We start from the raw sequence: 2,495 nt of genomic DNA, 5'->3' as shown, positions 1-2,495 counted from the left end.
GTGCAACAAAACTTTCAAAATTATTTATATTATCAATTTTATTTCCGTATATATCTTCACAAAGAGCTTCTATAAATGTAGCTTCGCTAAAAAAAGGATGTGGGAAAAAAATTAATTTTTTATCCTTTTGAAGATCAGAGGCTATCTTGTTTAGCAAAAAGGTCTTTCCACTGCCAGGCTTGCCATAAAAAAGTATAAGTTTTAATGGCTTTTTTAGAGCCGAGACGATCTTATTGTAACAAGTGATTGAGTTATCTAGATTAACAAAATCAGCTACTTCGTCTTCGTTGATAAAGATATCTTTTATATCTGTATAAATATTCTTGTTATTCATAGATCGTTTTAGAAAAACCTAAGTCTTTTAGTGATTGATTAAGTGGCTTTTTTTTGTCAAAATCAACTACATGAGGAGTGATGACAAAGATAAGCTCTGTTGTTTTTATATTGTCTCTTGTGCTTTTAAAGACACCACCTATAAGTGGGATATCAGAAAGAAGAGGTACAGAAGTATTATTTTTACCCTTTGTCTGGCCTATTAATCCACCAAGAATAATAGTATCGCCGCTATCAACTTGAACAACAGTTGAAAGCTTCTTTTGTACTGTATCTGGAGCAATCTCTCTTAACGCATTTTGTCTTGTGTCGTCTTCTGCGTATTTAAAGTTACTAAGTGATGGATTGATTCGAAGCATGATTTTATTATTATCAGAAACTTCTGGTAATAAATTTAATAATATACCTATAAAAACAGAGTATTGTTTATAAGTAGTTGTTAACCTATCACTATTGCTGTTTCCATTGTCAGTCTTTTGTTGAACACGGTAGTTTATGTTATCGCCAACCGAGATTAGTGCTTGCTGATTATTAAGTGTTGTTACTTTTGGGCTTGATATAACCTTTGTCTTTCCATTTGTCTCAAGAAAATTTATCATTCCATCAAGGCTAAAATTTAAATTAGCTGCGATATTTAATGTGCGTCCAAATCCATCACTTAGGCTATTTCCTTTATTTGTCCAAGTTGCACTTGAGCTCGGATTGTTTCTTGAATTACCAATGTATGTATTAAATCCAAGTTCAAATTTACTCCAATCAACGCCTTGCTTGTATTCATTATTTAACTCAACTGAAATAATAGAAACATCAATAATTACTTGTTTTTTTAGTCTTTTTTGCATTTCATCTATATATTTCTCAACTCGCTTAAGTTGAGAAGGAGTGGCCGTAACAGTGATAAGGCCCGCATTTTGATTTATGATAGGATCAGGCGCTGTAATATGTTCGCTACTATTATTTAAAATAGCTTTGAGCTCAGCATCTAGTTTTTCCCAAAAGTCAAACCTTTCAGTAGTTTTTATAAGGTTGCTTGAGCCTTGAGAACTATCATCTTGGGAATTATCGCTACTACTTGAACCACTAGAAATTTCAGATGGAGTAGCATCCACTGAAGCTTGGGTGACAGCAGTTCCTTCTCTAATAGAAGTTATATAATCTAGTTTAAAAATTTGAGTTTTTAAAGATGAAATTTTTAATACATTATTTGAAAACTCGTAGCTTAAATTTTTCTCACTTAAAAGTAGGTCAAAAACTTCGCTAAGACTCATATTTCTGATATTAACGCCAAAAACTTTATCTTTTAGCTCTGTTTTGCTGTAAGTGTCCTTTGCAACAATACTGAAGTTACACATCTCTGAAAGCTGATTTAACACATCTACTAGTGCAACGTCATCTGAAATTTTCATATTAAAATTCTTGCTTAAACAACTACTTTCGTTGGCACTAGCATAATTCATATTCAAGCAAATAAGTGCACCTATTATTAATATTTTATTTAATTTTAATCTCAACATTTTTACTTCCATTTTTTAAAATTAGCTCTTGTTTTTCATCGCCTTTTACTAAAAAAACACTATTTCTAGTAATGTTGGCTATTTTGTAACCATCAACAATATCACCGACAGCATACCACTTGGAATCAATATTTGCTTTGTTTAATAAAATTGCTTTTAAACTAAGCCCTTTTGAAGCTTGAGTGATAATTGATAAATTTTGATCTGTTATCGTCTTGATAGGTTCTTGCTTAAAAGGATTTTTTATGCTCGAAAGCTCAATATCGCTAAGACCGCTTCTTTTTTCCTTTATTTTTTCAAAAATTTTATCATAAGAGTCCATTTCCTCTTGAAGCTGATTAGCAAAAGCAATATTTAAAAATAAAAAAGCCAATAAAATTTTTATTTTCATTAGTATTTCATCCCCCAAACAGATATTGATATCTTAGCGCCAAGCTCTTTTTGGGTAGAATTTACATCCATTTTATGAAGATCAACTACTAGCTTTGATTCTTCAAGTCCATTTATATATGAAAGCATATCTTTAAAACCTCCCAAAAATGTCAAGTCAATATTTAAAATTTGCTCAATCTTTTGGAAATTTGGCTCTTTTATATCACTTTTTAACTCTAAAATTTTTATATTATTTTGCTTTGCTAAATATACGAT

The 2,495-nt window shown here is 30.7% G+C and carries 3 protein-coding genes and 1 pseudogene; all 4 read right to left on the bottom strand.

Annotated features, from left to right (window positions below; all coding sequences use genetic code 11):
- Positions 1-334: P-loop NTPase fold protein (locus F3H01_RS09535; protein ID WP_262483519.1), on the bottom strand; the 334-nt coding region annotated here is incomplete at its 3' end.
- The gene (gene mshL, locus F3H01_RS09075) at positions 327-1,847 is read right to left on the bottom strand and encodes a pilus (MSHA type) biogenesis protein MshL (RefSeq protein WP_085657363.1); all 1,521 of its coding nucleotides are present in this window, start codon (positions 1,845-1,847) and stop codon (positions 327-329) included. The genes F3H01_RS09535 and mshL, both read right to left, overlap by 8 nt.
- Positions 1,825-2,238: a hypothetical protein gene (locus tag F3H01_RS09070; RefSeq protein WP_180999661.1), complete on the bottom strand. Its 414-nt coding sequence runs from the start codon at positions 2,236-2,238 to the stop codon at positions 1,825-1,827. Before F3H01_RS09070 ends, mshL begins: the two co-directional genes overlap by 23 nt.
- A pseudogene (locus F3H01_RS09065) lies at positions 2,238-2,495 on the bottom strand (type 4a pilus biogenesis protein PilO); the annotation flags it as partial. The pseudogene F3H01_RS09065 and the gene F3H01_RS09070, both read right to left, overlap by 1 nt.

Source organism: Campylobacter concisus (assembly GCF_902460875.1).
GTDB lineage: Bacteria > Campylobacterota > Campylobacteria > Campylobacterales > Campylobacteraceae > Campylobacter_A > Campylobacter_A concisus_AA.
This window is presented reverse-complemented; position numbering and strand designations above follow the sequence as displayed.